At 33.9% G+C, this 26,116-nt stretch carries 23 protein-coding genes and 1 riboswitch; of the genes, 6 read left to right on the top strand and 17 right to left on the bottom strand.

Features of this window, described 5'->3' with window-relative positions; genetic code table 11:
* Positions 1-85: 85 nt before the first annotated feature.
* The gene (locus JOC75_RS13965; RefSeq protein WP_204954658.1) at positions 86-658 is read left to right on the top strand and encodes an RNA polymerase sigma factor; all 573 of its coding nucleotides are present in this window, start codon (positions 86-88) and stop codon (positions 656-658) included.
* Positions 630-1,391, top strand: a complete 762-nt coding sequence (locus tag JOC75_RS13960; RefSeq protein WP_204954657.1) for a hypothetical protein — start codon at positions 630-632, stop codon at positions 1,389-1,391. The genes JOC75_RS13965 and JOC75_RS13960 overlap by 29 nt, the downstream gene beginning before the upstream one ends.
* Positions 1,392-1,450: 59 nt before the next feature.
* On the opposite strand, the gene JOC75_RS13955 is transcribed toward JOC75_RS13960, so the two are convergent.
* From JOC75_RS13955 to JOC75_RS13915, 9 genes are all read right to left on the bottom strand, one after another.
* Positions 1,451-3,421, bottom strand: a complete 1,971-nt coding sequence (locus JOC75_RS13955) for a methyl-accepting chemotaxis protein (RefSeq protein ID WP_204954656.1) — start codon at positions 3,419-3,421, stop codon at positions 1,451-1,453.
* 97 nt (positions 3,422-3,518) lie between these two features.
* Positions 3,519-3,604, bottom strand: a riboswitch (cyclic di-GMP riboswitch).
* 195 nt (positions 3,605-3,799) lie between these two features.
* Positions 3,800-4,378, bottom strand: coding sequence for a signal peptidase I SipW (gene sipW, locus JOC75_RS13950; protein WP_204954655.1), 579 nt, complete (start codon positions 4,376-4,378; stop codon positions 3,800-3,802).
* Entirely contained in the window at positions 4,375-4,770 is a 396-nt protein-coding gene (locus JOC75_RS13945; protein WP_204954654.1) for a hypothetical protein, read from the bottom strand. Before JOC75_RS13945 ends, sipW begins: the two co-directional genes overlap by 4 nt.
* 141 nt (positions 4,771-4,911) lie before the next feature.
* A complete protein-coding gene (locus JOC75_RS13940; RefSeq protein ID WP_204954653.1) occupies positions 4,912-5,478 on the bottom strand; it encodes a TasA family protein in 567 nt (188 codons plus the stop codon).
* Between the two features lie 127 nt (positions 5,479-5,605).
* Positions 5,606-6,184, bottom strand: a complete 579-nt coding sequence (locus tag JOC75_RS13935; RefSeq protein ID WP_204954652.1) for a TasA family protein — start codon at positions 6,182-6,184, stop codon at positions 5,606-5,608.
* A gap of 1,099 nt (positions 6,185-7,283) precedes the next feature.
* On the bottom strand, positions 7,284-8,045 hold the full coding sequence (locus JOC75_RS13930) for an RQC-minor-1 family DNA-binding protein (RefSeq protein WP_204954651.1): 762 nt from the start codon (positions 8,043-8,045) through the stop codon (positions 7,284-7,286).
* Between the two features lie 62 nt (positions 8,046-8,107).
* Positions 8,108-8,287 carry a hypothetical protein gene (locus JOC75_RS13925; protein ID WP_204954874.1) on the bottom strand — a complete coding sequence of 60 codons (180 nt, stop codon included), beginning with the start codon at positions 8,285-8,287 and terminating at the stop codon, positions 8,108-8,110.
* A gap of 143 nt (positions 8,288-8,430) precedes the next feature.
* Positions 8,431-9,582 (bottom strand): DUF2264 domain-containing protein, encoded by a 1,152-nt coding sequence (locus tag JOC75_RS13920; RefSeq protein ID WP_204954650.1) that lies wholly within the window; start codon positions 9,580-9,582, stop codon positions 8,431-8,433.
* A 51-nt stretch (positions 9,583-9,633) separates the two neighbouring features.
* Positions 9,634-10,746: a glycoside hydrolase family 88 protein gene (locus JOC75_RS13915; RefSeq protein ID WP_204954649.1), complete on the bottom strand. Its 1,113-nt coding sequence runs from the start codon at positions 10,744-10,746 to the stop codon at positions 9,634-9,636.
* Between the two features lie 280 nt (positions 10,747-11,026).
* Here JOC75_RS13915 and JOC75_RS13910 point away from each other — a divergent pair, with 280 nt between their 5' ends.
* Entirely contained in the window at positions 11,027-11,896 is an 870-nt protein-coding gene (locus JOC75_RS13910) for a helix-turn-helix transcriptional regulator (protein WP_204954648.1), read from the top strand.
* A 400-nt stretch (positions 11,897-12,296) separates the two neighbouring features.
* Here the strand turns inward: JOC75_RS13910 and JOC75_RS13905 are convergent, their stop codons facing one another.
* From JOC75_RS13905 to JOC75_RS13895, 3 genes are all read right to left on the bottom strand, one after another.
* On the bottom strand, positions 12,297-13,313 hold the full coding sequence (locus JOC75_RS13905; protein ID WP_204954647.1) for a hypothetical protein: 1,017 nt from the start codon (positions 13,311-13,313) through the stop codon (positions 12,297-12,299).
* Positions 13,314-13,644: 331 nt separating this feature from the next.
* The gene (locus tag JOC75_RS13900; RefSeq protein ID WP_204954646.1) at positions 13,645-15,057 is read right to left on the bottom strand and encodes a DUF4179 domain-containing protein; all 1,413 of its coding nucleotides are present in this window, start codon (positions 15,055-15,057) and stop codon (positions 13,645-13,647) included.
* Positions 15,050-15,589 (bottom strand): sigma-70 family RNA polymerase sigma factor, encoded by a 540-nt coding sequence (locus tag JOC75_RS13895; RefSeq protein ID WP_204954645.1) that lies wholly within the window; start codon positions 15,587-15,589, stop codon positions 15,050-15,052. The genes JOC75_RS13900 and JOC75_RS13895 overlap by 8 nt, the downstream gene beginning before the upstream one ends.
* 358 nt (positions 15,590-15,947) lie before the next feature.
* On the opposite strand from JOC75_RS13895, the gene JOC75_RS13890 reads away from it, so the two are divergent.
* Complete coding sequence (locus JOC75_RS13890) at positions 15,948-16,805, top strand: formate/nitrite transporter family protein (RefSeq protein WP_204954644.1); 858 nt, start codon at positions 15,948-15,950, stop codon at positions 16,803-16,805.
* Positions 16,806-16,961: 156 nt separating this feature from the next.
* Here JOC75_RS13890 and JOC75_RS13885 read toward each other — a convergent pair whose 3' ends face one another.
* From JOC75_RS13885 to JOC75_RS13865, 5 genes are all read right to left on the bottom strand, one after another.
* Positions 16,962-19,019, bottom strand: a complete 2,058-nt coding sequence (locus JOC75_RS13885; RefSeq protein WP_204954643.1) for a catalase — start codon at positions 19,017-19,019, stop codon at positions 16,962-16,964.
* A gap of 441 nt (positions 19,020-19,460) precedes the next feature.
* The gene (locus JOC75_RS13880) at positions 19,461-20,900 is read right to left on the bottom strand and encodes a YcdB/YcdC domain-containing protein (protein ID WP_204954642.1); all 1,440 of its coding nucleotides are present in this window, start codon (positions 20,898-20,900) and stop codon (positions 19,461-19,463) included.
* Between the two features lie 387 nt (positions 20,901-21,287).
* On the bottom strand, positions 21,288-21,665 hold the full coding sequence (locus JOC75_RS13875; RefSeq protein WP_204954641.1) for a hypothetical protein: 378 nt from the start codon (positions 21,663-21,665) through the stop codon (positions 21,288-21,290).
* A 619-nt stretch (positions 21,666-22,284) separates the two neighbouring features.
* Positions 22,285-23,523 (bottom strand): serine/threonine transporter SstT, encoded by a 1,239-nt coding sequence (gene sstT / locus JOC75_RS13870; protein ID WP_204954640.1) that lies wholly within the window; start codon positions 23,521-23,523, stop codon positions 22,285-22,287.
* Between the two features lie 341 nt (positions 23,524-23,864).
* Positions 23,865-25,040, bottom strand: a complete 1,176-nt coding sequence (locus tag JOC75_RS13865) for a cation:proton antiporter (protein ID WP_204954639.1) — start codon at positions 25,038-25,040, stop codon at positions 23,865-23,867.
* 398 nt (positions 25,041-25,438) lie between these two features.
* On the opposite strand from JOC75_RS13865, the gene JOC75_RS13860 reads away from it, so the two are divergent.
* Entirely contained in the window at positions 25,439-25,819 is a 381-nt protein-coding gene (locus tag JOC75_RS13860) for a YwqH-like family protein (protein ID WP_204954638.1), read from the top strand.
* 17 nt (positions 25,820-25,836) lie between these two features.
* Positions 25,837-26,106, top strand: a complete 270-nt coding sequence (locus JOC75_RS13855; protein WP_204954637.1) for a DUF5344 family protein — start codon at positions 25,837-25,839, stop codon at positions 26,104-26,106.
* The last annotated feature ends 10 nt before the right edge of the window (positions 26,107-26,116 follow it).

Raw genomic sequence — 26,116 nt, 5'->3', positions numbered from 1 at the left:
GACAAATATCGGGGAGTGACAGGCACCAAATAAAAATGAACGAAATGATATGCTCAGTGTGTATTACTAATAGGAGGTGAGTGAAATGGAAAATTTGAATAAAAGGTTTAGAGAAGGAAATCAGGAGGCCTTTCATGAAATCTTTAATCTTTATAAAAAGAAGGTTTATGATATTGCATTGATTTATACAAATAATCGCAGTTTAGCTGATGATATTACCCAAGAAGCTTTTATTCGGATGTTTTCTAAGCATCACTTATACAAAGAAGAGTATTCTTTTGAAACTTGGATGTACCGTATTGTTGTTAATACTGCAAACAACCTATTAAGAAAACAAAAGTGGCTGCGTTTATTTAAGGATGATAAGGAAGAGAGCTATCATATAGGCCGTTCAAATAGCCAAATTGAACTCGGAGAACAATCAGTAGATATTTTGTATTTTGTAGAAAAATTACCTCATAAATTAAAAGCCGTTTTAGTTTTAAAATATTATCAGGATTTAACCCAGGAACAAATAGCAGCAATTCTAAAAATCCCAATAGGCACAGTAAAATCTCGCATCTCTTTAGGACTGAAAAAATTAAGAGTACTTATAGAAAACGATACTAATAGCGAGGAGAATGATGGTTATGAAAAATACAGAAAAAGAATTACATAATGCGATTAAATTTGCTACCTTACATAGCAGTCCCTCTCCACATGTTGAAGAACGTATTTTTAAAAGTGTAGCTCCTAAAAGACGTCGAAATTGGACCAAAGGACAGTTTGCACTTGCATCTGCAGTAATGGTTCTCTTCTTTGCAGGAGGAATTACAACAGCTACAATGTCTGATCTATTTCAATGGAATAAAATGAAATACCAAGCTCATGAAACAGGAATAGTAAGAGAGAACGTACTCACACCTATTGAAATATTGCAGCAATCAATCGACCAAGGAAAACAAACATATGATCTTAAAGAAGCCAATTCTGTTGCGGATTTCCAGATTCTTAGACCAAATAAAGAGGTACTTCCTCTTAAAAAGTCACTTGGTGTCACAACTGACAATCCTCCCGAAGGCTATTATCCGGCAACTTTCATTTATTGGGATGTTTTTGAAACAGGAAGGCACTCAGTGTATGTAGCACAGTTTCATAATACGATTAAAACAGCAATAGCCAAAGGTGAATCAACAAATGATATTGAAAGTCATTACTTTGGCTATGATCCAGTTTCTTTATCAGATCAAGCTGTTGGATTTGTTTCTATCGGTGAAAGTAGCATAAAAGGCTATCGAAAGCTTCATGTGGAGTATCTGACACCAGAAAAACAAGTTATTCACTTAGTCTTTTATGCTACCCTAGGAAAAAAAGATCTTATTTCTTTTGCTAAAGAGTATATAAAAGAATAAATAGAATAAAAGCAGGAACCTCTTATTTGAGGAATCCTGCTCAACATTTTTTTATATTTTTACAGTTTAAATCTCTTTAACAACCCACTCAATTCTCCAGCTAGTAGTGCTGTTTCCTCAATTAAGGTTGTTATATCTTGAATGGAAGATAGCTGTTCTTCAGAAGAAGAAGCAACCTCACGAATGTATTTAGTAGATTCGGTTGATTTGTGTGAATTATCCTTTATCACTGATTCTACATCTTCTACCTTGGAAAGCAGCTGTTCAATTTCGATAAAGATCTTATCAACTTCATCTGTTGATTCTTTAGATGAATGATATACATCCTGCAAGCTACCATTAACAACCTCTAATTTCTCCATACCAGTTCCAAACTGATTTGTGACAGATTCTATTTCTACTACTGCACTTGAAGTATCTTTTTGGATCTCATTAACAAGTTCAGAAATTTGTTTAGCCGATTGTGCTGATTCCTCCGCTAGCTTTCTAACTTCATTCGCAACAACGGCAAAACCTTTTCCATGCTCACCTGCTCTAGCTGCCTCAATCGAAGCATTTAATGCAAGTAAATTGGTTTGTTCTGTAATATTTCTAATCATATTTACAATATTGCCAATTTCCGAAGAGCGACTTCCTAGTTTTCTTACAATCTCGCTTGAATTTCGAACAGAATGCTGTATGTTAGACATTTGCCTTAACAACGATATAACCTCTTCATTTGCTAACCCAACTTCTTTGTAAGCTGTTTTTGTTTTTTCAGATACCATTAGAGAATGATCTTTAATTTCAGATACTCCGTGAGTAATTTCATTTATTGAATCTAAATTTTTATTGTTTCCTTTTTCTTGCTCAGTCGACAGTTCCGCAGAGTTGTGAACATTTGTTGTCACAACACCAGATAATTGAACCATTTCCTCTGCATGCTCTGTCAATACGGCCGTGTTTTCTGTCACAGCTTCACCTTTGTGAAGAATTCCACCGATTAAATCTTGTAAACTATCTAAAAGAGAATTAAAGCTTTTTGATAAATGCCCAACTTCATCATTACTCTTAATCGTTAATCTTTGCGTTAAATCTCCTTCAGTTGTTGCCAGCTGTTCTATTTTATCTGATACTTCTTTAATAGGCTTTAAAGATCTTTTATTAATACCATAATTTATGATAGCACCTAATATAATGAAAACTAATGTAATAATAGAAAAATAGCTTAATAATGAATTTGCATCTGCGAAGGCTTCACTAGTAGGAACCGATATCATGATACCCCAATCCATTTCCTCTGCTTTACTGAAATAAATTAAACTATTATCACCGTTAAAATCTGTTTCGACAACACCTGTTTTGCCATTCATACTATTTTCAACTAATTTATCTAAATCACTGTTTTTATAGTCTGCGATACTTTTAATATCTTCCTTATTTTTTCCTGCTACAATCGTTCCATCACTTGTAAAAACCGTTACAAAACCACTTTCACCTATTGTGACATTAGAGATAATATTGATTAAGCTTTCGATCTGATGACCACCAGATGCTACACCAACAATTTCTCCGCTCTCATTATAGATTGGTGATGAAGACAACACAATCGGAGCTCCTTCTAAGCTTGGAGATTGTGAAGGAACTGGATTATATGTTCTTGTTTGTCCTTCCATACCCCCTATATAATGTTCATATTCACTAACAGGAATTTTAGCTCCATTTAAATATAGGAAGCCTTCTGCATCCATAAAGGCGAAAGCATCTGGGTTATCCATCGCACTTGCAATTCTAGCACCAAGAGCATCTGCCTTTTCTCCATCACTTGCTTTTAATACATCACTCTCAGCCATATACTTCATTGTTTCTTGCTTACCTTGTATCCAAATGTCGATATTTGCTTTGACAGAATTAAGCTGATCATAAGCTTGAGCTTGAAAACGATCATAAAGAATCTCTTTTGCTTTCATATAGCCAAATGCCGATATACTAATCATGGATATTGTAATTAATAAGCTAATTACTATGGTGTTTTTAACAACGATCCTCATTTTGTCACTCTCCATTTATAAAAACATACAAAACCTTAAAATATCCTATCAAAAAAGCCCACCCAAAAAGGTGGACTTATCATCACAAGCCATCTTATTCGGTAACCCAGCTGCCATAACATTGTCTGTTTTAGGCCTGTGGCTTTGCGTCCCCACCTTTCGATAGGTTTGCCATTTTTCTTAAAGATATGGATTATTTTATCATAATAGGAATATACTAGCATTTTTATAGTTCTTTTATCTTATTAGTCTATCTCTATGTACTAATTATAAGGATTTTGACCTAAATGTCCATACTTGAACTCTTTTATCCTTTAGTAAATTTTTACTTCACAAAAATTGTCTCCTTTGGTATCAACATTCCTATTCAGAGAATAATTAGCGAGGTAGCGTATTATTTTTATATTTATCTTCTAACTGTCTCAACGTTCTCCAAATAGTAAATAAAGAGTATCCTAATATCAGGATTCCAGGTAAGATCATGAATAAGATACTTCCATTAGGAGATTGTGAGAAATTAATGAAATAACCCAGCTGCGGAATAGTAAATCCTTTGTACACTGCTTGTACATTTTCTGCTAAAACAGGGGTTGAATCTACCGTATCATTATTATCTCCCTTTGTGACATAAAGAACACTGCTGCTTGTTTTTTTAACCTCTGAAATTCGGTGAGTAACTAATCTATTATCTTCTTTAAAAGTAATAACGTCACCCTTCTTAAAGTTGACTTGTTCTTTCTTATCAACTGTTTTAACAGCAATAATTGATCCTGTTGTAATCCCCGGTTCCATTGATCCAGATAAAACTGTCTTCAATTGATAACCAAACAACTCTGGTTGACCATTAGTAAGTTTTGTTGAAATGACGATTCCAGCTACACTCACTAATAAAACAACAAGTATACTTGTGACCATTGTATTCAACAACTTTAAGAGACTACGTTTTTTCAACTTCATTCCCCTCCCTTTTTATTATCCGTTTTATTGGTGTTCTCTGTTTGTATTTTTGGTTCTGTTTCTTTTTCCTCAACTAGTCTAGTTTCTTTCATGGATTCATTTGTTTGTAAAGGTTTTACTTTCTGCTCAGACTTAATTTCTTCATTAACATTGACAATTTCTTTATTTAATTCTGTCGTTTCATTATCTGTTCCTTGCCGTTCACTTTCTTCATTACTCCAAGTGCCAATAGTCATACTTCCGTTCGTCAACGTATGATTGCTATAATAAGCGACTGTATTCGTAGTAAAAAGACTAACAGTTAATATTAGTACATAGCAAATAAACAAACTATTAATAATGAAATAGTAAATAGTTGATGAGTTATATTTATTCATGTGGCTATTCTTCAAAACGATCTCCACCCTTTCTTCATTTCAACATTTATCTATTCATAAATTCATAATATCCTTTATGTGTTTATGAATAGATAAATAGAGTTGGAAGGAGAAGACCAGCTCCTTCGTTTAATGCTTTACTATTGGCTTTCAACATTATTGAAGAGCTTGATCTCCATCTCTTTGAACAGCTTCAAATTTCCAATTAAGTGTTAATTCATCGGTTTGGAAGTGATTTTGATCTTCACCATTATCGATAAATTTGAATTGAACGGCAAATTTCCCCTCTTTACCACCTGCTGGGAACTTCTCCATTATTTGTTGAGGGTTATCTCTTAACTCAGATAACGATTTCTTAAAGACAACTCTTTCCCTATCATATACGTTATATATATATTCTAGAATTATATGATCGCCTAAGTCATCACCATGATTGGACTTGCCATTATCAACTACTTCATATGAAGAATGTAGAATAATTTCTTTCATATCGACTGTTCCGTCATTGGTAAGCACAAAGTTACCATGCATTGTATCACCTGGTACTAAATCATCAATTTTCACAATGACATCTTTATTGATACCTAGCTCCAATAATCCTGTTGTAAACGTATTAGTTGCTGACTCTGTATCATTAAAATACGCGACAGTACCTCCAGCTATTAAACTCAAGCCCAGAGCCGCTGTTGCAAAACTCATTACTAGATTTCTCTTAATGCTCATTTTATTTCCTCCATACATAAGATTTTCACCAGTTTAATCTTATGATGAAAAACTAGTTTTCTAGAATTTTTCTCATAAAATAGTAGAAGAGAGAAGCACTATTCTCTCTTCATTATTGGAAAAATAGTTATCTAGCTTCAAACGACCAATTAAGTTTTAACTTGTCACCTTGAAATTGGTTTTGGTCTTCTCCGTTATCAACAAATTCAAATTCGACATACATTGTATCTTTTGTACCTGCTGGTAATCCACTAATCTCATTGTTATATCCAATAACATTTTTCTCAACAGCATCTGGTGTGATCTGTTGTAATTCATGTAATGTTGTTGAGTAAATGATATCATTTGGTTCATTTTCACTCTTATCATTGTTTTCAAGAAAGTTCACTCGAATATGTTTTCCAAAATCATCTGTATTGTCTCCCATTGCATCCTCTACTTGATAGCTTGTTGATAAAAGGACTTTAGTTATGTCAAACGATCCATTGTTTTCTAAATCAAATGCACGAATCATCCAGCTTCCTGGACTTAAGTCGTCAACATCAATAATAACTTCTGGATTTACTGCAAGATCTAATGTCCCTGCAGCAAAAGTGCTACTAGCTTCTGCTTTATCACTAAAATAGGCAAACGTTCCTCCACCAATTAAACCAATCCCTAACACAGCTGTTGCTACTCCTAAACCTAATTGTTTCTTAATACTCATTTTCTTTTCCTCCTCATAATCTTTTTGTGAATACTTTTTCTTAGGACTCGATCAGCTCTGATTAATTCCATATGTATTTCTTTAGTTTATCTAGAAAACAGTGAGGGATTTCTCACTTTATCTAGAAAACTATTGATGACAAAAATTCTCTTAAAAGAATTAAACGTTCTCAACAAAGAACACCACAACTGCATTATAGAAATTTCCACATCACATGGAAAACCTTAAAAATTGACAATTATTCTTCCAGAAGGACCGTTTTCTCTAATTTCCTTCTATTTTCTTCAAATAACTTAGGATGATCCATTTTGTGTTAATTTTAAGTAAACAATATTTACTTGTAATTTACTTTCAAACTAGCATGACTTTAGCTAATTTCTTGGTAAATACTATTAAAATATACTGGACGTAAGCGTTACTAGCACTGCATTCTACCTATCATTCTTTTATTAAAAATGAATAGTTTTCAAACTTTTGTAACTCACTAGTAATTAAAACAAAATAGCATTCTATCATATACACAAAGCCGTTTCTCTCATTGAAAAGGTATTTTCCCTAAATTTGTTTCTTTATTGACACTATTCACATTATCTTTACAATTTTAAAAATATATTAATAATTAATATAGGTCATTTTGTCGTTCCTAAACAAAATCCTTAGGACCATCTTACTCTCTTACTTTTTACTAGATTCCGTTTTAGCTAGTAAACATATCTTAAATGCAACTAAATCCCTAATTAAAATAGGATGCCTTATCCTTGATCCTTCGATTTAGGACCATATTCCATAGAATGAAGGAAATTACATTAAATTAACATTATCTTTATAATTTCCTGTTAACTTTTCAATAAAGCTAGAAAGCTGTAAAAATGAGTTAGATGAATAGAGTAGACGTCTTATTATCTCAAGTATTACATTTACTCTATTCTTTATAGCAGCTTTTATTTTCGTACCTGGTTGTTGTTTCGATTTTAAATACCCCTCCCAATTTTACTCCAACTAAAAAAGTAGAAACCTAATCTGGCTCCTACTTCAAATAACATATACTAGGCAATAGCCCATACTAAGCATGATATTAAACAAACATTTTCCAAGTTAATCACATGATATATTCTTCATACCGTTGTTCTCGGCAACTAGTACATCTTTTGGGTAACTCAAACCTTCTTTGTTTATAAAATTTTTGCTCTCCTATACTAAACGTAAAACGATCTCCACATTCCCAGCATTTTAACAAAAGATCCTCAGGTGGAGCACCTTTTAAAGCCTCATCTATCGATTTCTTTCTATCTTTCATGTTTTGCTCATTCAATCGTTCATCCATCTCTAATGAATTGATCGTATGGTTAATTGCCTCTTTTAATTTTTTGTATTCAATATCTTTCCACAGCTTCAAATATGGAATAAAATCTTTATCTCTCGTTTCTTTAACTTTTTCAAGAAATAGTAGAATCATTGGTCTATTTCTATCTTTTAGATAATTCATATCCGGGCTAGTTATATCTTGTTTCAACCATTCTCGCCATTCTGTTAAAAGCTCGTCCGTACGTTGATCAGCCTCGATTTCCCAGCCTCTGTCTGTAAAAATGATCATTGGTAATTTTCCACGATAATGAATATCTAAGAAATCATAATCAATCATCCAATCAATTTTCTCCATCACGTTATCTAATGTTTCAGATTTGAAAAAACCATAGCTTGGGTTTCTATCTAATTTCAATTGTAAAACCTTTTTCTCGCGAGAGCCTTTTAAAATTTTAGCAAGAAGTGTGCGACCTCCTTCAGCTATGATTTCATCAGCAGCTCTTAAAATAGCTTTAATTTCCTCTGTAGACAAACTAGTTTTTTCTTCAGTTTTCATAAGTAAACACCTCACGTGCAATGTTATTTTTAAATTATTTCTCAGCAGTTATTTCGAGCTCATCACTTTTTAAAACTTCCAAATAGCTTTTCATATAAATCATGAATCCAATCCTTTACAGGTGCTTTCCATTGCTGTTTAGGTGACATACCGAGTTCCTTTGCCATTTGAATATCATTCTGATTTAACCAACACTGCTTTTTTGCTTCTAACCAAGCAGCATCATTTTTTCTAGTTGCCATCATCATATCCCTTTTTTAAAGAAATTATATCAAGACAATATAATTCTCGTAAAATTTTTTTTAGGAAGAAAAAAAGCTCAATCCGGTTAAGATTAAGCTTGATTGAAACAATATATATAAAACATAAATCAGAAAAAACGATCCTAATAAGCAGAATCTATTAAAAAGTCCTTCCCCGACCAAGCCCTTTTCGCTGTCCATTCCATTGGTGGATCACTCCAAAATGGATCTGAACCTGGTAATCCCAAAGGTAAAAATCCTGTTGTACATAAATAGAGACTACCTGTTGATATATATCCTTCACCTATGTCTGGTTGATGTCCACAAAAGCCAATCGTAAGCCAACCGGATTCCATAAACGTGCCGGGAGACTGAAGAGTTCTTTTTATCACTTCTGTTAAAGCACTTCTCACCTGGGCAGGAGGAAGTTCGTTTGGCAAGTCTTTACGAAGTGCATGTTGCGCTAAAGATTGAAATACTCCAAATCGATAAGCGAGAGATCTGCCGACTGGTGGAAAAGTTCCCTCAGGTGAAATCGTTCGCTCCTGAATAACAGCATATCTCTGAGATCTTTTGATAATCGTATCCTTAAGTATTGCCCACTCTCTATATTCATCTCCCACTGTTTCAATCAAATCCACTAACATAGGGTGAATAACAAAGCTGTTGTAATAATCATGGTGATATTCTGGGCCATCACTGTAGATCCCGTCTCCTAAGTACCATTGATCAAACTGGTTGATTGCATAATCTATTCTCATCTGGTCCCAGCTTTTTTCGCCCACTTTATATAAAAATGCTTCGATGATTGCAGAAAACAATAACCAATTAGAAAAAACAGGCTTTCTTGTACGTGTAGCTTTTATCGCTTGTAACACGTTTTGTTGAACCCTATTATCAAGTTTTTCCCACAATTCGTTTGGCGCTCTTAAGATTGCATGAGCAAGAAAAGCAGTATCAACGATAGGTTGAAAATCATCTATAAAGTTCATATAATCCGGTGAATTCGGATCTGTTCCCGCATCAATTGCTTCTCTAGTAAGTTCACAATACATTAAACGTAGCTTTTCTTCCTCTTGATCTTCACTTTCTCTTTCTAACCATGGTGCCATTCCGACTAATAAACGAGAAAGTGCCTCAAGATGTGAAAATTTTTCACGATATGTTCCTTCTTTCATTTCTACTGGCATGTCTTGTTTTAATGTTCTATTTTTCAAATAAAGTAACACAGGGTTTGCTATTTTTAACATATTATCAAGCCAGAACTTTCGGTCGTTAATTTGTAACGAAACCATCTTATCCCCCCAAACTATTTTATGGATTTCTATGAAACTCTTTTTTAGAAATTAAAAAATCCGTCGTTTCCAACCATTTAATTTAGCGATAGCTTCAACATAGTAATAATCACCATATATGAGTGAAGCATTTATATTCTCATCAACTGGCTTATTTCCTGTACCTCCAACCAAAATTCCTTGATGCTCTGGTGTATCCCACGTTCCATAATTTTCAGTTAAAGAGGTTAATATATTTGTTGCAGCATCCTCATATAATCGTTTTTCATTACTAGGTACCATATCTGCAATTTCCAGCAATCCAGAAGCGGCAATCGCAGCAGCAGAACTATCTCTAGGTTCATTTTCTAATGAATTTAATCGGAAATCCCAATACGGAACATAATCTTCTGGAAGACCAGCTATAAAATGATGTGCAACTCTTTTGGCAGCTTGTAAATAACGGTAATCTCCTGTATGTCGGTACGTATTAGCAAAGCCATAAATCGCCCATGCATTTCCTCTACTCCACGCAGAATCAGGTCCATGCCCTTGACCACCAATAGATTCAATAAAATCACCTGTATCAGGATCAAATGATAAAATATGACAAACTGATCCATCTTCTCGAATTCCATGCTGTAATATTGTATCAGCATGAAGAGTAGCAATATGTTTATAACGTGGATCTCCAGTTACACGACTTGCCCAGAATAATAGAGAAAGATTCATCATACAATCGATAATTGCCCAACCTATTTTATCTCCGTTCCAAGCACGAATAAATTTCCCGACCGGGTTAAAACGACCCGCTAAATAGTTTGATGCTTCCAATCCAATTCCAAGTCCACTCTCGCTTTTAAGGATTTCATGCTTTAACACAGCAGTTAATAAGAACTGAAAGCCAACATCATGGTCCACTTTAATAGAATGCTCAGAAAAGCACTTTTGTAATTTCTCATCCCAATCCATCGCCGCACTCTTGAATTTTTCATTGTCTGTCATATCATAAAGAACCCACAACATACCTGGCCAAAATCCTGATGTCCACCAAGAATGAGGCATATCATCATACACTCCGTCAGTTCTTGCTACATGTGGTGATTTATCCCCGATTTGATCAACCATACGCTCAACTTTTGCTTCAAGCTTTTTTAATAGTTCTTGTTGATTTAAGTTATACATGATTTCCCTCCTATTTCGCGTTACTATCTAAGACTGTTTTAGCAAACTTTTTTGCTTTTCAATACCCGAGGCAATCAGCACTGTATTAAGCCTAGTGGCATCTTTTCTTCAAAAAATGGTACCCTTATAGTGGAAAAACACTGTTTTCATTCCAAATTATTTTACATAGCAACAATCGGTCAGAAAAGAGGCATATCTACAGTATAACTTCGCTCATACATGAAAAGTTGTTGTATAATAACTAATAATATAGTTCTGTTGTTCTGTTAGGAGGGGTAGTATGAATCGTTTATTTGAAGCAATTTTGTTTGATGATATAAAGCCATTTCATTGGATTTATCGTCTAATATCAGATCACAACTTTAGAGGATTCTACCACTGGCATCAAGGCTGTGAATTTTTATTTGTTCATCGTGGACAAGGACGTGTTATTGTTAATCAACAAACCTACGATATCAAACCAGGGATGCTTTTCTTTTTCCAACCCTTTCAATTACATAAAGTACATGTTGAAGTATCACATCAAACTCCATATGAACGTAGCATTCTTCATTTTGATCCAATTTCCCAAGGAAAAAATCTACACTCATTTCCAGGGCTTCATACCTTATTTCATCGATTACAAAATGGTATAGATGAAAAACAAGCATTTGATTTATCAGATCGTTTCGATTATGTTGCAGAGATGTTTAAAGCATTTGATTCATCCATTACAACGAATAACTGGGAGGAGGATGGTCAGCTTTTTCTTATGCAAATCCTCTCTTGCATTCGTGTCAACACTCAAGAACTAGAACCCTCCCTTCAGCATACTAAATTACGTTCACTTCGATATTCGGAAACAATCATGAGCTGGATCGAAAATCACTATATGGAAACCTTTGACTTGGAGAAGCTATCATCTGAGCTTCATTTATCAAAGGCCTATGTTTCTCGGATATTCAAGCGCGAAACCGGCAGTAACCTAACAGAATACTTAACTGTTCGTAGAATCAAGCAAGCATGTCACTTACTACAAATGACGAATGACTCTGTTGAATTAATCGGCGAGCAAGTAGGGATTGGAAATGTGTCTTATTTCATCCATTTATTTAAAAAAACCATAGGAACAACACCACATCAGTATCGACTTTCGCATCAAGTGATCTAGATTAATTTTCAGTAAAGTGAGAAACAGCTATCAACATTTTCAGTTCGGCCAGAATGATAAACTTTTCACGTTAAGCTGGAACATGCTACTGTCTTTCCGTATCAAAAAAACTCTGAATCCTTAACTAAAGGTCAGAGCTTTTTTTGTATTATTATGGAGAATAACAACTATCCGTTAAATGGGCCTATTCATGAGCTATCCATAAGAAGCGTTTGATAAAGGCTCTTTTCTGAAAGATTGTTGCTAATTGCCGTCTTTATTTGTTAGAACCGGTGTGTTATCGAATAAAAGGTGCGATCCGTAAAAGAAAAGATGCCACTAGACTTTATACAGAGTTCTTGCCTTCAGTATTCTAAAAACAACAAAACTTACGAAAACAGCCTTGATTAGAAAAAGTAACCTACTTTATCTTGTTTAAGATACCCTCAGCTTCTTCAGGATTCATCCTCGAGGCCTTCCAACTGTATCCATCTTCATTACCTTCAAGATGGTTTTTATCAATAAGATCAATAAGCATTATGCTCTTATTTTCACCAGTGATATATTGAACAGTAACCTTAAATTGGTTGTTAACCTTCTCTATTGTATAAGTTCCTTCAGATACAAAACCTGCTTTTTCTTCAATATAACTATAGGTGAAATCGTCCCTTAGAATCATGTAGAAATCTTCACCATCATCCCAATGCCAAGCTCCTAGTAAATCAGTCTCTACAAATTCAAATTCTTCGTTGCCTGCATTTATGGATTTCTCTTCTTCAGGTTGACTAGCTTCCTCAGGTATCGGAAGCTCCTCACTATTACTAAAATATTTCTCATCTTCCTCTACTAGTGGTTTCTCTGTGACTTCGAGGTCGATTAACACTCCCATATGCTTACCTATATACCATTTATCGTCGTCCTTCATTTGATAAAGTTCAAGCTCATAGCCAACGTTACCAGTGATACCATCTTCAGAAGTAGCTTTTACATTACCTGAAACCCATACGATTCTCTTGTCTCCTACAGGCTTATCATAGTCAGCAATGTTATTGACAATCTGATCAGATGTCACTCTATTTTCAGTAATTTCCCAGTTTTTTAGTCCAACTTGTTTTGCCATCTCTATTTTGACCAAGTTTCTAGCAATCCTCTGTGGCTCGATTTCATTGTTAACTACTTCTGCTTCATTATGATTTGAATTTTCTATCGTAGTATCTACTGACACTTCCTTCGGCACTTCACTCGTTATTTTCTCCTTCAAATTAGGTAGCATTAATCCTATACCAGCAATTATGAAAACAAACCCTGTTAGCAGTAGAGCTACCATACCTTTAGAAATTCCTAAGTTTTTCTTAACGATCTTTGATATTAATAGGATTAAAGAAAGAAGTAATAAAACCAATCCCATACCTATTAAAATAATAGTTAAATTATTCAATTATGCGACTCCCTTTTCTTATGATGTAATGTACTAAATCGGTTAAAGACAACTTCAAATTTGATAGTATATATTTATATTTCCTATTCTACTTTAATACATATATGGAGATTGGGATATAGCTGTCTCAATAATAGAAAGTACTATTAACTATTACTCTATTAATATATTTCTTCTTGACACATCTAAAATATCTTTGTTCAAATAAATCATTCCTTTAGATAGACAAAGAGCCTAATCTTTGTTTTATGATTGGCTTTCTCAAGTGTTATATACACCATGTACTCCACTTCCAAAGTGTGGGTATCAACAAAAAGAGATGCTACAGAGATTATTTATTGTCCACTGGAAGATCAACAGTAAATGGTTGTAATTCCTTAGCTGGGAAGAAGCTCGAGAAATTGAATTGTAGAATTGTGTTTTCAAGTTTAAAGTCCATGATTTTTTCTTCTCCGTCTAAATTGAATGTAGATTGAAAGTGGGCTGTCTTTTTATTAATAGTTTTCACTTTGTTTAGACTGATGCTATGATTTTTAGGTGGCACTGGATTTTCAGGATTAATTTTATCTATATACTTTTTATCCACTAACAATAAATTATATTGTAAGTTATTTTCAAACACCTCTAGCTCATGTTCACTCAATTTCTTTGAGAGACCTTTAAATTGATAGTCTATTACAAGTTCCTTTCCCTTTTTCGTTATATCATTTACTTGAAATCCTAAATCGAACCGTTCACTATTTAACGTAAAAGTTTTTTCATCCAATACTTTTTGCTTTTGGTCTGCAACTGAATGCATTGGATAAAAAGTTAGTGAAGAAACATCTGAATTAAGTTTAGTCATCTCACTTCTCAGGGTACTATGATATTCATCTTCTTGTACCGTTTCCTCAAGCGATGTTCCATTACCCAACCTATATACCTTTCCTTGATCATCAACTGCTTTTTGTATGTAAATATCATCGTTCTTGTATTTCTGGATAGTCTCATAAATAAGTGCAGATGACGCTTTTGCGTTATCAATTTCTTTTATTCGAATTTGAACATCATCCTCTGGGTATTCTTTCTCCTTCATAATAGATATTGTACTGGTCTTTTCCTGTTGAATTGGAATATTAAACTTCCATTCACCTTTTATACCGTTTATATAATGAATAGTTATAGGAAGAGTAAATTCATCCTCCTTTATCGTTTTATATGGATAATTCATTTTCCATTGAAAGTTATATCCTTGCTCTACTTCCTTAATGTCTGTTGACAATCCATTAAGCCATGGATCGTTATCCCCTTTATTATGTTCGAAGTTTACATCAAAGCTAACTTCACCTATTTCGTTATCTCCTTTTTCAACGCTTTTATCTACAAATCCGGTTATTGAAACAACATTTCCATCAAAGTAAGTGCTTGTTAGTTTTACAGTCACTCCATTTTTTGTTAAAGATTGATTTAATTTAGTCACTGCATCCTGATTCGCAAGTTCCATTCCTATTGAATCATCAAACTCTTGAAAGATCCCGCCAATTAAGGGGGCTTTTGCTAATACTTTGTTCATCGTAGGATTAAAAAAGCCAGAAGCGACAGTTATACCAAGAAGAGCAGCGACAGCAACTGAACTAACAAGAACCTTCTTTTTCATTTTTCTCATCTGCTCAGACTTTTGTAAGCCTTTATCAATGGCGTTAAACACCTTCTCTTTTGGTACTTTTATTTGATCAATCGCACCTTTTATTTCCTTATTATCCATGGCATTTGTCCCCCTCTTCTTTATACGATTTTCTTAAACTAGCTTTTCCCCTACTCAAATAAGTTTTGACAGTTCCTTCAGGAATCTCCATCATTTCACTAATAGTTTTAATAGAATAGTCATAGTAATAGAACAAAATAATTGCTGTACGGTAATTTTCTTTCAGCTCTCCAATTGCATTCAAAAGATGCATCGTTTCGTCATGATCTGACTGATCTGTTACAGATAACTTAGATAATGTTTCTTCTGTTAGTGGCACAACATTTTTTCTTCTTTTTAGGATTTGACCAGCACAACGAATGATGATTTTGGTAAACCAAGTCATAAAATATTCTGGTTGCTTTAACGAACGTATACTAATATAAGCTTGATATGTCGCATCTTGAACTACATCCAAGGCGTCTTCTTCATTTTGCACATAAAGATATGCAGTTCGATAAATTCGATCATAGTAAAGCTTGATCAGCTGTTCAAAGGCTTTTTTATTACCCTTGATTGCTTTTTTAACTAGCTTATCATTCCCTAACTCCATCTTTTCTTCCACTCCTTTCAACTGTTAGTGGTATATATCCTTAGAAAAAGTTTCAAAAATTAAAAATAAATACAAGGAAGTTTCGTTTGTATGAATAGATTAACATGGTAGAAAATGAATCAATCATTTATTTTTTAGGCTATGTTAAGGCTTGTCCTTATTCTCCCCTAGGAAAACGAATTCCTGTAACGGAAATCAACAACAACAACAACGTTTAACATAACCATTTTTTATAAGTGTTTTAGAACATCTCAAATTTAAGACTCTTCATTCTTGAATTGAAAACCAAAACAAATCAGTTAAGATAAACGCACTATAGGGTATAGAAGAATAAGAGACTGAAAAAGGGAGACATACTATGAATGAAAATAAATCGAAGAAACTAGATCAAAATGCAATCGACGAACCGTCGCGACAATATTTTATCCCTGCCCAAATTGTACACAATTTTAGCCAAAAGGGTCGGGACCATCTTAATCGTAAAACGAATTCTCAATTTATTTTATCTCTACAGGCTGGGGCATTTATGGCCTTTGGTGCTGCTTTTTCTGTCTTACTTTCCATGGGAATTGACATAAAAGGTCTTTCTCATTTGATGGCAGGTTTGGGATTTGCAACAGGATATGCGATGGTGTTTCTATCAGGAGCGATTCTCTTTACTGAGGTTAATGTTTTATTACCAAGTTATTTATTTCAAAAGCCCTCTATAATGAGCGTGAAAATTCTAAAGTTTTGGTTAGCTACTTACTGTGGAAATATTTTAGGAGCTTTATTTGTTGGAACACTTATCGTCCTATCAAAATCACTTTCCCCAGATTTCTATGGAGATTTAAACCACTATATTAATCAAAATAAAATGATTTTTTTAGCAGATGGCACATGGGGGTTTTTCCAGATTATCATTTCAGGTATTCTTGCCAATTGGCTCATAGGTATGGCTGCATTTCTTACAACTGCTGCCCGTGATATCACAGGTAAAATCATCGGTACACTACTCCCCGTCACTTTATTCGTTGCTGGAAATTTTCAACATAGTGCAGCAAACATGGGGTACTTTAGTATTGGGATCTTCACTAACGATACATACACTTGGTACCAATTCCTTTTATATAACCTGATTCCTGCAAGTATTGGAAATATTATTGGTGGTGCTATTATGGTGTCGTTATTGTTTTCTTTTGCTTATAAAGATGATATTAAAAATGGTATTGAATAGTCACTACTTTCTTAGACCAACTTTACAAATGAGATGAATCTCACGATGATTAATCACTTATACTTCAAAATCTTTAAATACAAAAATAGTAACCTTAATTTGACTAGTGTTCATTAGACTAATTAAGGTTACTATTTTTCTAATGAAATATTTACCCTATCTTCTATCCCAAAAACGCCTTAAAGTGATAGCGGTAATAAACTCTCTTCCAAAATCTTCGTATTCTGTAGCATAAATGACACCAGCTAAGTTATTGTATTCCGAGTGTTGGATAAAGGACTGTCCAGTTGATGCAACACCAATTGGCTTATAGTATTTGTAGGTTCCGTTAATAAATTCAACAACGTTTATATGAAAAGCTGATTGATTCCTCGTATGTCCACCTACTACATAAATTGAGTCATAGAGAACGTGATGGGTTGAGACAAATAGTTGATTAATTTTTATTTTTGTTCCATCATCTCCTGTAACATTACCAAGATTCTCACTTATAAATTCAATGAAAATACCATGCTGTCTTAAAGTTTCAATAACGTTTCTTACCTCTTGCCCATTAAAACCATTTCCAATTAAGACACCTACTTTTAAGGTATGAGGATAATGCGGTGTGTTCTGTTGACTTAATGCAGGGGAAGATGCTGTAACAGAAACATGCTGACCGATTGGCCGGCTTACTCCAACATTATCGGCAATGATCGTTGCCATTTGCTTATCAACGTTCACAAACATATCAACTACCTGTTGACGCACAGATTCACTTTCCACTTTAGCAAGCTCAAAGCTAAATGCTTCAATAATATGTTGCTTCTCAATAGAAGACATACTATTCCAAAATAACCTTGCATGGGAGAAAAAGTCTTTGAAAGAGTCGCTGCTAGCCTTAATCTTTGGTCCTTCAACATGTTCTGGGTAATGGGTAAATCCTCCTTCTTCTGGAGGAGTCGGACCTGGAGTATTATTTGCTATTGAGTTTTTATAATAGTTTACTCTATCAACATCAATTCGATATCTATTAAAGCTATCACGCTGATTATTATGAAAAGGACATAGAGATTTGTTAATTGGCAGATCCGGATAATTCGACCCTCCAAGTCTGTGTTGTTGGGTTATTTTATAAGTGAATGTTCTTCCCTGTAAAATCGGATCATTACTAAAGTTAATACCCGGAACAAGATTTGTTACATCGAATGCGACTTGCTCTGTTTCAGCAAAGAAATTATCCACATTTCGATTTAATGTCATCTTTCCGATGATTTCGACTGGGATTAATTCCTCCGGCCACAGCTTGGTCGGATCAATAACATCAAAATCAAATTTATGTTCATCTTCTTCAGCAATCATCTGTACCCCAAATTCATATACGGGATAATCACCACGCTCAATCGCTTCCCTAAGGTCTCGTCTATGATAATCAGGATCTACGCCCCCAATAATTAGCGACTCCTCATTAAGTAAGGAATGAACACCAAGGACAGGTTTCCAATGAAACCTAACAAAGTGCGCTTTTCCCTGATCATTGACAAATCTAAAGATATTGATTCCAAACCCTTCCATCATCCGCCAACTTCTTGGAACCGCTCGATCTGACATCGCCCACATCACAAAATGGGCAGATTCTTGATTATTAGCTACAAAATCCCAAAAGTTATCATGTGCAGCCGAGGCAGTCGGCATATCGTTATGCGGTTCCGGTTTTAAAGCATGCTGTGAATCCACAAATTTAAACGCATCATGAATAACAAACACAGGAAATTGAAGTCCTAATAAATCATAATTTCCTTCCTCTGTATAAAACTTGACCGCAAAGCCACGTATATCACGTGCCGTATCCATTGATCCTTTACCTCCCTGGACCGTTGAAAAGCGGACAAATACAGGTGTCTTTGCCCCTGGCTCCTGCAAAAATCCTGCTTTTGTAAACTTTTTCATCGACTTATATACCTCAAATTCTCCATGCACTCCAAATCCTCTAGCATGAACAACTCTTTCCGGAATTCGCTCCGTATCAAAGTGCATCTGTTTTTGAAAGAAATGAAAGTCCTCCATTAATACAGGACCTCGGTCTCCAGCTTTTAAGGTATTTTCATTATTTGAAACCTTTAGCCCTTCATTTGTCGTGATTTTTTTCCCTGTATTTTCTACACGAAATTTATCTAGCTGTTCATCTTTCCTGTTTCTATCTTCCTTCTTGTTATCTTCTGATGAGTTATCCATGTAATCACCTTCCCAAAAAGTTTAAGGTGTAACCCATTCATATATATGCACGTTAACTGCCCCTATACCTTGTATACAGTTGGGGCAGGCTCTTTTCTAAGTAAATGTTGTTATTTGACATAAATACCTACGTGAGAAACTATATTTTTGCAGGAAAAAAAACAACTAGAAGGTAAAGATCCCACTATACTTTATACAGTGATGTTTCCTTCAAGCTACTAATAGCAACGGAAAATGGAAGAAAAAAAATTTGTCTTACTTACACAACAAAAAGCCCCAAACCAATTGGCCTGAGGGGTGCTTTATAGATTAGTATTATGAAATCAAGTTTCTGTCCAAACTTCAATCATTTAACGATATCAGCTTTCTGCATTAAAAGAGATACATAGTAACGACCCCCATGTCCTCAGTATTGCTTTTAATTAAATCTTTTCTTCCTTACTACTTATCCCTTGCTAAAATAACTTCCCCAGTCAAAGCATCAATGTATCTGATTGGCGTTCTAGAATACCTGTCACATGCTTGATAAACAAGAATATAAGATTCTATATCAACGTCATAATCTGTTTCCCACTCTAATTCAAAGTCCAAATGATTTAAAAATATCTCTCTCGCTTCTTTTTTTGAAATTGCTGACTTCGTTGGAATCTGGCTCAATTTTTCCATATCAAAACTTGGTCCGCTATAATGATCAATATGTCCTGTTTTATTATTAACTGCCACTACTACTATTTCTGACTGAACAGGTATACCATCAGTGTTATTCATACGGAAAGTAAATACTGCTTTGGTTCTAGTATCTTCTTCCTCCGCTTCTTCATTATCCCTAACAATCAATTGCAAATACTTATGATAATCTGGAATAATCATTTGAAGAAAGTTAATCGCTTTTTGATAACATTCTTCATAACTAAGCTGGAGATTGCCGCTTCGTTCGTTAAACCACGTAAAGCTTCTAACTTTACCAGTTTCCTTTGAAATAAAGGCTTTAACTGTGTCTTCAGTTTGCCTTTTAAAATATCCATCCATAGATAAATCTTCTTCTTCCATCTCCCAGTTTCGGTCACGCCAAACAATGCCCGTTTCTTCTCCCATATCGACTTCTCGAATGATGTCCATTTCTTCTGTAACACCAACTACCTCTGTAATCGTTAAATCTTTTTGACTGTCTGTATTCGAAGGAGGTGGAAGTGGAACAAAAGTCTCTGTAACATCTTCATCATGTATAATGCTCAATGTTGGGGTCAAGACATCCGCTTTAAACTTCATGAAAGAATCCTCTGGCTCATACACAAGACGAAACCCATCTTCTTCAACATTATATATAATAGTATAAAGATTTTTAATCGTCAGCTGAAAATCAAGGCTATTTTGTACATGTTCAACCAGCTTTTCTGTTGAAATTAGCGTTTTAGGTATCTCGGGTATCTGCTTCACAGCTTTATAAGAAAATCCAACGATTTTCCCCACAGGATCCACATCAATAAAGCAGCCAGCAGACTCAAGCGGTAAATCCATAACAATTCTTTCATAATAAAAACGATAAGTATGATTCATTTTCTTCATATCAAAAAAGGTTAATTCTTCTAAAGCATCTGGATAATGACTAAGAAAAAAGTGTTCCGCTCGTTCTCTTCGCTCTTCTATATTCAGCGGAATCTCATTTGAAGCTTTATCATTTAAATCAATCGTTAAAGAATTCAAATGACCATCAAGATCAAGATTTATCGTAATTCCCTCATTGCTTTCTTCTTTGATCCATACAAACAAAGCCTCACCTTCTCCGTTTTCCCCCTCAGCATATTCTTCTATGATAGCTTGAAAATCACTAGGAATTTCAACCATCGATAACGCTCGTTTTTTTAATTCTTCTTTTTCCATTTAAGCCACCTCCAAGTTTTTAGTTATAATCCATATCCAGCTTATTTAAAGGTTCCGTAAAAAGCCTTAAGCTCTGTTTGTACTAATGCATCCCTAGGTTATTTTGGACATAATTCATTTAACAAGGAAACTCATGTTGACTTTACTCTCTTTTTTTGTGGATTTTCTTGGTTGTTTTTAAAACACGCAAAGAAAGAACATATTAAAATGACGATTTCCCATAATAAAATAAAAAGGAAAACTACTGATCCACCTTGCTCACTCCAACTTGACTTGTTAATAAAGAAAAAGAGTAATGCTATTAATAAAATAAGATTGCTTCTCACAAAAAAAATGATACCCCTTTTCAATTCGGATTTCACACTCTCTTTCCTTTTTAGCCAAACTTTAAAATTGGTTAAAGATACTAATCATTCCAAATCCGATCACAACAAGAAAAACAAAAAAGAATATAGCTGCCATTTTATTAACTAAGAATGGGAGCCCGCTAAATACACCTTGAATATAATAATTCACACCAGAAGATAAGACGGCTATATATTTAAAGAAATAATCTGCTATACTGCTAGACTCCTCAAAAACATTTACTTCATAAAGAGTAATAACTAAGCGCTGAACAAAAATAGAAAATAAAGCAAAAATAGCATTCGTCATAATCATTAAACCTATATATGAACTTGGCATAGGAATATCAATTCCTGTAAAAAATAAAGCAATTAAAGTCCATACACCTATAGACAACGCAAATCCAACATTTTTCATCATAAGTTAATAGCCTTTCATTCATAATTCCTAAATCTTTTTATGATTGAAATATTTATATTTCTTCGATGGAAAGAAATACCGTTTCATTTAATTTTTATTCTTACTATATTCTCTACTGAAAAAATTATTTTAACGACTCTTCCAATTTATCATCACTAATCATAGAGTCAATTAACATCAAACAATAAACTTTCTTCTCCTTATATATAACAGCAAACATTGAGCCCAAAGACTATTCTAATAGTAAGAACAAAGCTATGTGTTACATTTCTTCCATTTATCTCTATACTTATGCTAACAAAGTTAGGAAGGATTAAAAAGGGAATAACTTCCTATAATTAACAATTAAAAATATATCAATAAACCCAAATATACAGTTAATATCTAATACAATATGCTACATATATTTGACATTGTAAACTTCATAAAAGATTATTATTTTTCTTTTATACCTTTATAACATTCGAAAATAAAAAAACCTGGCTTATCTCCAAGACCTAGTGGATAAAGCCATATTTTCCCTTTTACTATTATCCACACATTTAATATTTTCTGATAATATAAAAAATGCATCTCACTGATAGCAATTGCTAACACCAAGATGCATTTTTTATATTCTTTATACTACTTTACTAATCTCTATTTTCTTTCCTTCTTTACGCCACTCTTTAAATTCAGCTGCTGCTGTGAAAAGTGCGTCTGTAGAGGAGTTAAGAGCTGTTTCAAACGAATCTTGTAATACACCGATGATAAAGCCTACTCCAACAACTTGCATCGCAACTTCTGCTGGAATTCCAAATAAGCTACATGCTAAAGGAATAAGCAATAAGGACCCACCAGCAACACCAGAAGCTCCACACGCACATACAGCTGCAAGCACACTAAGAATAAGTGCTGTAGGGAAATCAACTTGAATACCAAGTGTATGAACCGCTGCTAAAGTTAACACAGAAATCGTCACCGCTGCTCCAGCCATATTAATTGTTGCACCTAACGGGATAGAAATCGAATAACTATCTTTGTTTAAACCTAGATTTTCACATAATTTCATATTTACAGGAATGTTTGCCGCAGAACTTCGCGTAAAGAACGCTGTGATCCCACTTTCTTTTATACACTTTAATACAAGTGGATACGGATTTTGTTTGATCGCTAAAAATACAAGTATTGGATTAATAACAAAAGCAACAAAAGCCATACAACCAAGTAAGACAACCAGTAATTTCCCATAACTTAGTAGTGATTCAATTCCGTTTGTAGATATTGCCTCAAACACTAGACCCATAATACCTAATGGAGCAAATTTAATGACCCATTTCACAATTTTTGATACCGCTTCAGATAAGTTAGAAATGAGCGTTTTTGTTGTATCTGGAGCACTCCTTAGAGCAAGTCCAAGAAGAATCGCCCAAGCTAAAATACCAATATAGTTTGCGTTAGCAATAGCATTCACTGGATTATCAACAATGTTTAATAGTAATGTTTTAAGAACCTCTGATACACCACCAGGAGCTACAAAACCCTCTGGACTGTTAGCAAGTGTTAAGCCTACTGGAAAAAGGAAGCTTGCTACAACCGCTGTTAAACCAGCTAAGAAGGTTCCCATAAGATACAGAACAACAATAAACTTCATATTTGTCTGTTTCCCTTTTTTATGCTGAGTAATTGCTGACATGACTAAGAAAAGTACTAGAATAGGCGCAATTCCTTTTAATGCACCTACAAATAATGAACCTAAGATAGTCACAGGTTGTGCTACATTTGGGATTGTTGTAGCTAGAATAATCCCAATAACTAAACCTATTATTATTTGTTTAACTAAACTCAATTTACTCCATGTATTTAGTATATTTTTCACAGAATATCCCCCTAGATTTATTCAATAGATGAACAAAATATTATAACAGTCCACCTTAAGCGCACAAATGTCTTTTGCATAAATAGTATTATATTTAGTTTGTTGATATATTACAATACTATTGTATTTATTCAGAATAATCTTATTATTAAAAACGATTACACACCTATCCCTTGCAGCATGCCAAATATCTATCTTCCTTTTAGTATTTCGATAAAATACTTTCACCGTTAAAAAGGTAACCTATTGAAATATAAAGGATTAGGAAAAATTTGTTTGCTTGTTATTTTTTAATACAAACGAAAGACCGGAGCAACAATTTTGCTTCCGGCCTTCACTACTCAGCTTTTCAACTTTTTCGATAATGGATAAATGAAGACACTTTGAATGATGAGAGATAGAACAACAATACCAAATGAAAGGGAGATTAATAGATCATTAATGCCTACACTGTTTGCTTTTAAGCTTAAAATAAACACAATAGACATCGTGCCTTTTAATCCTGAGCATGTAATTAAAGAAATTTCATTGAGTGTGAAATACGATATTGGCTTAAAAACGACAGTTAGCACAACAAATCTTACGAGAAGTGTTAAAACGAATATAAGTAATATAAACTCCCAATATGCCAAGCTTAGATGCTGTGTTGCTTGTATTCCAATGACAATAAAAAGAATCGATAAAATTGTAGGTTCAATAACCTCCCAAAAGCCATCCAATGAACGTCTTAGCTCTGTTTCTTCCTCAGACTGTCCTAATTTCCAGGAAAAGATAATTCCTGAGGCTACTGATGCTAATACCCCTGAAAAATGAAAATGCTCTGCAATGTAAAAGCTTCCGTATGCAAGTGTGATGCTTACCATCACTTTGTATTGTGAATGCGATGTTAAATGAAGCCCTTTTAAGACAAACCAACCAAAAATAACTCCAATTCCAATTCCACCTAACGATACGAGGAAAAATTCCGACACAAAGTTCATAAATGAAAAAGACTCACCGTTTACAAGCATTCCTAAAACAATAGTAAAAAGCACTAAGCCCGTCCCATCATTAAACATCGACTCGCCCTCTACAACATCAGCTACTTTAGATGATTTAGAGGACTTTTTCAAAATAGGAACAACGGAAACAGGGTCAGTAGGCATTAAAATAATCGCAAGCAGTAAGCTTTCGAGAAATGAAAGCTGAGTAAAAAATCCACTAATTGCATAAAGACTAATCCCTAATAACAAGAACATCCCAATAAGTCCAAAAGTTCCAAGTATTGTAATCACTTTAAAATATTTTTTAAAGTCTAATATCGGAAATTGATAAGCTGATACAAACAATAAAGCAGGTAAAAACCAATCAAATATAATCTCCTTCGTTATTTGTATATCAGAAAAATAAGGAATAAACGAAAAAGAGATTCCTAACAGTAGTAACACCACAGGAACAGGAAACGCTTCTTTTTTCTTATCAATCGCAAATACAATATAGCCAATAAAAACAAGTAAAATAATTTGATGAGAATTCATATATGATTAACCTGCCTTTTGGAAAAATTCAAGGGTTTATGAATACCCACTTTTCTAAATTGATTATTTTCCCACAAAAAACCTACTATGTAATTGATACCCTCTATTAGAATTTTCTTATCTCTATAATTTCAAATTCACTGACATATATCGACTATAGAACTTTATTATTAGCCACATACTCACTCCACATACTGAGTGCAGATGGAAGACACATTATGTAACAATAATACTTTAGCTATATTTTCGCACTTTTTGAGGTAAGAAATTCACTGAACATAAGTCCTATTCACTAGTTTGGTTATATTTACCTAATAATTAATGAAGTAATTGTATAAAACACCATTATATGTAAAAATAAGTGGTGTGATTTATAAAAAATAATGGGGTGGAATGCAATGACAAATGAATATTTGATACATTCCTTAAAAACTGATATTTCGATACTCTCAAGTCAGATAAATGAAAATCAAGAAAAAATTCTCCTCCTACAAAAAGCACAGACGAATATTGAAAATGAGCAAGAAATATTCATGGATGATAAAACACATATTTCTAACCCAGAATTATCCCCTTCCAGTTGGACAGGTAAACATGCAGATATCTTTCTTTCTAAAAGGGATGGCATAAAAAATGCCTATTCACAAATAAATAATCAAGTAAACAACATTCTTGATAATATTGAGGAGAAGATAACTTCTCTTGAAAATGCAAATAGCCAAATTTCCAGTACAATTTCTTCTAAACGAATTTATTTAAACACATTAAAAGACAATTAGAAATGAGGGTGTTCCTAATGCCTGAACTCAAACTAAATAAAACAGATGTAGAACCAGTTTTTCAGGACCTCAGAGTTAAGGTTCAAGCTCTTGATACAAGTAAAATCAACTCCCAAATGACAGAATCTAAACTAAATCTGATCAACAAATTAAAAGTGATTGACGAAGACTATGAGCAATCGTTAACTGCATATAAACAGGTTCTAATTCAAATTGAAAAAGATGCTTGGTCCAGCCTTGAGAGTCTTTTCGAGACAGACCAACAACTTGCAAAAAATATGAAGTAAAGGAGGACAG

It is taken from the genome of Metabacillus crassostreae (assembly GCF_016908395.1).
Taxonomy (GTDB): Bacteria; Bacillota; Bacilli; order Bacillales; family Bacillaceae; genus Metabacillus; species Metabacillus crassostreae.
Note: the sequence above shows the minus strand (reverse complement) of the source record. Positions and strands in the feature narration are given on the sequence as shown.

Bases quoted from the DNA above. Each gene is read 5' to 3' on its own strand.
- JOC75_RS13895 (WP_204954645.1), bottom strand. From the start codon at position 15,589: ATGGAGTTAGGGAATGATAAGCTAGTTAAAAAAGCAATCAAGGGTAAT.
- JOC75_RS13965 (WP_204954658.1), top strand. From the start codon at position 86: ATGGAAAATTTGAATAAAAGGTTTAGAGAAGGAAATCAGGAGGCCTTT.
- JOC75_RS13865 (WP_204954639.1), bottom strand. From the start codon at position 25,040: ATGAATTCTCATCAAATTATTTTACTTGTTTTTATTGGCTATATTGTA.
- JOC75_RS13855 (WP_204954637.1), top strand. From the start codon at position 25,837: ATGCCTGAACTCAAACTAAATAAAACAGATGTAGAACCAGTTTTTCAG.
- JOC75_RS13875 (WP_204954641.1), bottom strand. From the start codon at position 21,665: ATGATGAAAAATGTTGGATTTGCGTTGTCTATAGGTGTATGGACTTTA.
- JOC75_RS13925 (WP_204954874.1), bottom strand. From the start codon at position 8,287: ATGGCAACTAGAAAAAATGATGCTGCTTGGTTAGAAGCAAAAAAGCAG.
- JOC75_RS13915 (WP_204954649.1), bottom strand. From the start codon at position 10,746: ATGTATAACTTAAATCAACAAGAACTATTAAAAAAGCTTGAAGCAAAA.
- JOC75_RS13930 (WP_204954651.1), bottom strand. From the start codon at position 8,045: ATGAAAACTGAAGAAAAAACTAGTTTGTCTACAGAGGAAATTAAAGCT.
- JOC75_RS13940 (WP_204954653.1), bottom strand. From the start codon at position 5,478: ATGAGCATTAAGAGAAATCTAGTAATGAGTTTTGCAACAGCGGCTCTG.
- JOC75_RS13920 (WP_204954650.1), bottom strand. From the start codon at position 9,582: ATGGTTTCGTTACAAATTAACGACCGAAAGTTCTGGCTTGATAATATG.
- JOC75_RS13885 (WP_204954643.1), bottom strand. From the start codon at position 19,019: ATGGATAACTCATCAGAAGATAACAAGAAGGAAGATAGAAACAGGAAA.
- JOC75_RS13960 (WP_204954657.1), top strand. From the start codon at position 630: ATGAAAAATACAGAAAAAGAATTACATAATGCGATTAAATTTGCTACC.
- JOC75_RS13910 (WP_204954648.1), top strand. From the start codon at position 11,027: ATGAATCGTTTATTTGAAGCAATTTTGTTTGATGATATAAAGCCATTT.
- JOC75_RS13900 (WP_204954646.1), bottom strand. From the start codon at position 15,057: ATGGATAATAAGGAAATAAAAGGTGCGATTGATCAAATAAAAGTACCA.
- JOC75_RS13935 (WP_204954652.1), bottom strand. From the start codon at position 6,184: ATGAGTATTAAGAAACAATTAGGTTTAGGAGTAGCAACAGCTGTGTTA.
- sipW (WP_204954655.1), bottom strand. From the start codon at position 4,378: ATGAAGTTGAAAAAACGTAGTCTCTTAAAGTTGTTGAATACAATGGTC.
- JOC75_RS13955 (WP_204954656.1), bottom strand. From the start codon at position 3,421: ATGAGGATCGTTGTTAAAAACACCATAGTAATTAGCTTATTAATTACA.
- JOC75_RS13860 (WP_204954638.1), top strand. From the start codon at position 25,439: ATGACAAATGAATATTTGATACATTCCTTAAAAACTGATATTTCGATA.
- JOC75_RS13880 (WP_204954642.1), bottom strand. From the start codon at position 20,900: ATGGAAAAAGAAGAATTAAAAAAACGAGCGTTATCGATGGTTGAAATT.
- JOC75_RS13890 (WP_204954644.1), top strand. From the start codon at position 15,948: ATGAATGAAAATAAATCGAAGAAACTAGATCAAAATGCAATCGACGAA.